The sequence below is a fragment of the Bacillus sp. PSXD-155 genome, assembly GCF_049310765.1.
Classification (GTDB): domain Bacteria; phylum Bacillota; class Bacilli; order Bacillales; family Bacillaceae_G; genus Bacillus_A; species Bacillus_A cereus.
On sequence record NZ_JBMOWC010000015.1, the window covers coordinates 126,238 to 132,237 of the forward strand.

The following is a 6,000-nucleotide window of genomic DNA, read 5'->3' on the forward strand; positions in this document are numbered from 1 at the left end:
GGGATTAGGAGGAAGTTTATTTAAAAATGTAGAATCTCTACAGAGTTAGAGGGAGTGTATTAAAACTTGAACTGTGTAGGGAGGAAATTACTTTGGAACGAATTGACTTGTTATTAAACGTACTAGATTCAACATTCGACAAAGAGAGTTGGTATGCACCGTTTAAACATGCTATAGAAGGACTTACAGCTGAACAGGCTATGTGGAAACCAGCTGGAGAGACAACGAATACCATTTGGGAGAATGTTAATCATCTCACTTATTACAAAGAAAGACTTGCTGCAAACTTGGAAGGACGTGAATGGACACATAATCTTGACGGTAATGACACCTTTTATCTTACTAAGCAATCTAATAATGATACGGAATGGAAGGAAGTCGTTGAACGCTCTGAAAATGCTCAGCGTAATTTAAGACAGGTATTAAGTGCAATTTCTGAAAGAGAGCTTGAACAAAATTCACTTGAAGGTAAATTACTGGACATCATGCTTCATGATGCTTATCATACAGGCCAAATTATTCAATTAAGGAAAATGCAGGGGGCATGGCCAGCAAAACGTTGATTGAACGTTTTAGATCGTTCTATTAAAGGCGTTATTATTGAATAAAACTTAACATCCAAGCATAACCCCGTTCTAAATTTAGAACGGGGTTATGCTTGTTTCTGCTATAAAGCCGCACCTTTCCCGCGTTCTTCCTTAAACCGAAGCTCAAAAGTATCCGCTGTAATTTCATCAGCTTTTGGAAAAGCCCGTAATTTCGGATGAAGTAGCCATACGAGGGAAATGAATAAAATCCCAATGCTAGCAAGCGCGAAAATAAGTTGGCTACTATATACATTCGCAGTGTATCCGCCAATTAAAGAGCCGAGCGGCATAGCAATTGTGCCCATGCTCCGTGTGACTGAATTGATGCGCCCAAGATATTGGTTTGGAATTACAATTTGACCAATAGTTGCAAATAATATGTTGGTCGCACCAATTGGTATCCAAGCTAAGCCGAATAAAAAAATGGATAACCATTGAAACGGTACAACCGTAGAGAGAAACCAAAAGAAAGCGCCAGTCGCAAAGCTAATAATGGAGACACGGCCAACATTATGTTTACCAACCCATGAACTGAATAGTGCTCCAATTAAACAACCGGCGGATATAGCGGCTAAAAAGAAACCATATAATTTCACACCGCCTAAAGAATCAGCGAAAGAAGGGAGTATTGCCATCGTCATACCGATTGAAAAATTAGCGACAACGGAACCGATTAAGAAGACACCCATCAATGAACGAAAGACGATTGAAAAGCCTTCTTTTAAATCAGAGAAATATTGCTTAGTTGAAAGTGTTGTGTCTGCTTCAGTTTGTTTTGGCATTTTTAATGAAAAGAACAAAAGGGCAGTAATCGCGAATGTAAAAGAGTCGATCACATATAAAGTGATTGCGCCAAATAGTGCTACTAATATTCCAGAAAGAGTCGTACAAATTAAATCAATGCCTTGATATGCAAATGAGAAGAGTGAATTTCCTTTTAATAATTGTGTTTTATGCAGTAGAAGTGGTGAAGCTTTTGATTGTGCGGGATAGGCGAATTGTTCGATAAAAGCTACGATTGGCATGATGATGAGTAGTAGTTGGACTGTTAATAGGTCGAAGTAGTGTGTAATAGGAATGATTAAAATAAGAATGCATTGCAAAACTTGTGTGATGACGAGGGTGTTTTTTATCGACCATCTATCAACGAATGGACCAGTAAGAAATTGTAATGCAGAAGGTAATAACGTAAGGGAACCAGCCAATCCAGAATAAAAAGGATTACCACTTAGCTTATATACGAGCCACATCGCGGCTACATAATACAAGCTATCTCCTATGTTTGTAAAAATTCTCCCTAAAAATAATAAGAGGAAATTCCGGTTTTTTAATATGTCCACTTTATCTACTCCTTTATAATAATTTTATTCGGTAAAATAAAATTGACCGTCTCGGTAAAAAAAATCGTATTACGATTTTTCTTTTTCTTCTTTAACAAATTGCTGCATTGTTCTCTCAGCGATTTGAAGTGCAGTAGTAGAAATATAATAAGGTTTACTATTCGGATCTTTATCTGCACCTTTTGTGATTTCGTTTAATTCAGCCATTAATTCATAAAACTTTTTTACCCACACTTGAAATTGTTCTGGCGTAGCATCAAATTCCCAGCAGGATGAAACGTAATTCCACTTAGCTGGATCTTCACTTGCATTTTGTAATGTAAAAGCTTCTTCTGGTGCAGAGAGAATTTGGCTTTTCGTTCTTTCTATCATTTGTAAAAAGATTTGGCGACCTGATTCGCTTAATATTTCTAAATGAGGTAATAGATCTGCGGCAGGGGTGAAGCCTTTAGCGACAGATTGATAAAACTTTTGAATAATCCCATTCTTTTCTTCTGTATAAACGATCTCTATAAGCCCATTCTTTTCTAATTCTTTTAAATGATAATGAATTTTCGCCCTTGAAATGCCGAATTTCTCAGATAGTAATTGTCCAGTATAAGGACGTTCACATAGACGTATCATCATTTCGGCACGTAGTGGATCGCTTAAGGCTTTTAGTTGGCTATAAGTAGTTAGTGTTAATACGGGCTTCAACATGATCAACTCCTTGAATTAAATTACTCGGTCAATATTATTTGACTGAATTGTATCAAGGATTTTATTTATTTTCAATACTTTCAGAAAATTTATTTTTTTACTCTGTAACCTTCTGTTCATATTCCGTTCATATTTCTTTTTTATGATTAGTGCATAGAAAGAAAGAGGAAGGAGCGAGCATAATGTTTTTAGCTCTGCGTGAATTGAAACAATCAAAATTAAGATACGGATTAATCGGACTCATTATGGTGTTATTATCATTTTTAGTCCTTGTTATTTCAGGATTAGCAAATGGATTATCATATGATAATGCTTCATCGATTCAAAATATGGAGGCAAATAAGTTCGTTTTAGCAGATGATGCGGAAAATAAATTACTTCGTTCACAAATTAAGAAAGACGATGTAGATAACGTAGTAAATCAAGTAGGTGACAAAGAGGCAGTTCCGTTTCGTGTGAAAGTTTCAACATATGAAAAGAAAGATAGTTCGAAAAAGGTTGATATCGCTATTTTCTCAAGCGAACGAGATTCATTTTTAGAACCGAACATTGTAAAAGGTGAGAAATTAGGTACAGCAAACAACGAGATGGTTGCTGATGAATCGATTAAAGAGAAGGGAATCGATATTGGAGATACAATTATCGATCCTGTTTCAAAGAAAGAATTTACAATCGTCGGATTTACGAAAGATCAAATGTTTAGCCATACACCAGTCGTTTATGTAAATGAAGACGTATGGGGATCTATTTCACAACCAAACCAAAAAGATTATAGTGCAATTGCACTTAACACAGATAAAGAAATTAAAAATGCTCACGTTATCGATAAAAAAGAAGTACTGCAAAGTATTCCAGGATTTAAAGAAGAGCAAGGAACATTAACGATGATCATTGCGTTCTTACTTGTGATCGCTGCGTTATTAATCGGTGTATTCTTCTATGTTATTACACTACAAAAAACACAGCAATTAGGTGTATTAAAAGCAATTGGTACAAAGAACTCATATTTAGCAAATAGCTTAGTCGTACAGGCGTTATTCTTATCAGTCGTTGCGATGGTAATTAGTATCGTTCTTGTACAAGGGTTAGAACAAATTTTACCAGCGGGTATGCCGTTCTTATTAACAACACCGATGATTGCACAATACGCAGCAATCTTTATCGTAATTAGTATTTTAGGAACACTTATTTCGTTATACCAAGTATTAAAAGTTGATGCATTAGAAGCAATTGGAGGCGGGATGTAATGACTTCATTATTGAAATTAGACAAAGTAAGTAAAGTGTACGGAGAAGGGAATACGGAAGTAACAGCCCTTCATCCGATGTCGCTTGATGTGAAAGCTGGAGAGTTTATCGGCATCGTCGGTCCTTCTGGATCAGGGAAAAGTACATTATTATCAATCGCGGGTGCACTATTATCACCGTCAAAAGGGGATATTTACATTCGTGAGCAAAATATTACGAAGCTATCAGAAAAGGAAATGACAGACATTCGTTTGAAAAAAATCGGCTTCATTTTCCAGTTCGCAAATCTTGTTCCATATTTAAATGTAAAAGAACAATTGCTTTACATTGCAAAGCTTAAAAAAGAAAACAAACAAGAATCAGAAAAGCGTGCGGATCATTTACTAGCAGCATTTGGATTAGGAGAAAGAAAAAATCATTATCCAAATCAACTATCTGGCGGGGAAAAACAAAGGGTAGCAATCGCTCGTGCGTTCATGAACAATCCGGATTTAATATTAGCGGATGAGCCAACGGCGAGCTTAGACTCAAAACGCGCACGTGAAGTCGTAGAAATGATGAAACGTGAAGTGAAAGAGAGCCAAAAAGCAGCGATTATGATTACACATGATGAAAGAATGCTTGATGTATGTGATCGTATATTGACGCTGAGAGATGGACAGTTAATATAAAGAAAAAGGCCAACCGTACATGTGAAGTGACCCCCGAAAGTTAGACAGGTCGTTTCATTAGGCAGCCTCTAGGGTATGAGCCCGGTATTGTACTGGGCTCATACCCTTTAATTTTGCCTTAATTCTTTTATGATTATAGTATTCTATATACTTTGCTAATTCTTGTTTGAAATGTGTTATACTTTCAAATTCTTTTCGATACAGAAATTCCGATTTCATGATACCGAAGAAATTTTCAATAACGGCATTGTCATAACAGTTTCCTTTGCGAGACATACTTTGAGTTATGCCACAATTCTTAAGAGAATGACGGTATTGTTTCATTTGATAGTGCCAACCTTGATCAGAGTGAATGAGGAGTTTATCCGGATCGGTTACACAATAAAGGGCTTGGTCCAACATCGTTGAAACAAGGGAATAGGTCGGTCTGGAACTAATTGTATACGTGATAATTTCACCATTAAATAAATCCAACATTGGTGATAGGTATAACTTCTCCCCAAATAACTTAAACTCCGTAATATCTGTAACCCACTTTTCATTTGGTTTTTCAGCTTGGAAGTTGCGATTTAAAATATTTGGCGCAATTTTCCCAACTGTCCCTTTGTAAGAGCGATATTTTTTCATACGAACCAGACATTTTAACCCTAATTCTTTCATAAGGCGATATACTTTTTTATGATTTACTTTGTGTCCACGATTCATAAGTTCATCACGAATACGACGATAACCATAACACCCATCGTGTTCATTATAAATAGCTTGAATCAGTTCTTTTACCTCCGCATTTGGATCAGGACGATTAAAATGTTTCATCCAGTAATAGTACGTACTACGTGGAATGTTTGCGAGTTGAAGTAACTCCTTGATAGGAAATTCATGCCTTAACTCGTAGATTACTTGCGCTTTGTCTTGTTTGGTGATTTTTCTTTGTTTTGAACTAAGGCATTCAACTTTTTTAAATATGCATTTTCCATACGTAAACGCTCATTTTCCGCTTGTAAGGCTTCGATTGATCCTTCATCTACTGGTTTTATTTTTTTATCTTTCATGGTTGGATGCCCCTTTTTCTTTGATTGTAGGGCATCCAATCCTCCTGTTTCATAAGCTATTTTCCATTTCCGAAGTGTTTCATAAGACGGTATATTGAAAAGTGCCGCTGTTTCTCTGATAGATGTCCCGTGTTCATTCATATAATAAAGTACATCTAGTTTATACTGGGCTGGGTAGAATGTATAGCACTTTTCAAAGGCCTTTTCACCTGAAGACTCATATCGTCTAATCCACTCACGAAGTACGCTAGGGTTAACTCCTATAGATTTAGCAATTATTTTTCCACTTTCTGTACCATCTAAATATCGTTTCACCGCTTGGATTTTTTCTTTTGAAGAAAATTTAGCCATAAAAAATGCACCTCCAATTGTTAGACTGTGTCTAACAATTGGGGTGCACTTCA

The 6,000-nt window shown here is 36.2% G+C and carries 6 protein-coding genes; 3 read left to right on the plus strand and 3 right to left on the minus strand.

Annotated elements, in window-relative coordinates; all coding sequences use genetic code 11:
* Positions 1–92 precede the first annotated feature (92 nt).
* Positions 93–563 carry a DinB family protein gene (locus ACO6VI_RS18045; protein WP_161519900.1) on the plus strand — a complete coding sequence of 157 codons (471 nt, stop codon included), beginning with the start codon at positions 93–95 and terminating at the stop codon, positions 561–563.
* 104 nt (positions 564–667) lie between these two features.
* Here ACO6VI_RS18045 and ACO6VI_RS18050 read toward each other — a convergent pair whose 3' ends face one another.
* A complete protein-coding gene (locus ACO6VI_RS18050; protein ID WP_063547940.1) occupies positions 668–1,927 on the minus strand; it encodes an MFS transporter in 1,260 nt (419 codons plus the stop codon).
* A 69-nt stretch (positions 1,928–1,996) separates the two neighbouring features.
* A complete protein-coding gene (locus ACO6VI_RS18055; protein ID WP_063549336.1) occupies positions 1,997–2,623 on the minus strand; it encodes an ArsR/SmtB family transcription factor in 627 nt (208 codons plus the stop codon).
* A 185-nt stretch (positions 2,624–2,808) separates the two neighbouring features.
* Here ACO6VI_RS18055 and ACO6VI_RS18060 point away from each other — a divergent pair, with 185 nt between their 5' ends.
* Both ACO6VI_RS18060 and ACO6VI_RS18065 read left to right on the plus strand, forming a co-directional pair.
* Complete coding sequence (locus tag ACO6VI_RS18060) at positions 2,809–3,873, plus strand: ABC transporter permease (RefSeq protein ID WP_006922800.1); 1,065 nt, start codon at positions 2,809–2,811, stop codon at positions 3,871–3,873.
* Entirely contained in the window at positions 3,873–4,544 is a 672-nt protein-coding gene (locus ACO6VI_RS18065) for an ABC transporter ATP-binding protein (RefSeq protein ID WP_016512575.1), read from the plus strand. Before ACO6VI_RS18060 ends, ACO6VI_RS18065 begins: the two co-directional genes overlap by 1 nt.
* 57 nt (positions 4,545–4,601) lie before the next feature.
* On the opposite strand, the gene ACO6VI_RS18070 is transcribed toward ACO6VI_RS18065, so the two are convergent.
* A protein-coding gene (locus tag ACO6VI_RS18070) for an IS3-like element ISBth10 family transposase (protein WP_098840180.1) occupies positions 4,602–5,947 on the minus strand; the annotation gives its coding sequence in 2 pieces (ribosomal slippage) (positions 4,602–5,506 and positions 5,506–5,947; 1,347 coding nt in all).
* Between the last annotated feature and the right edge of the window lie 53 nt (positions 5,948–6,000).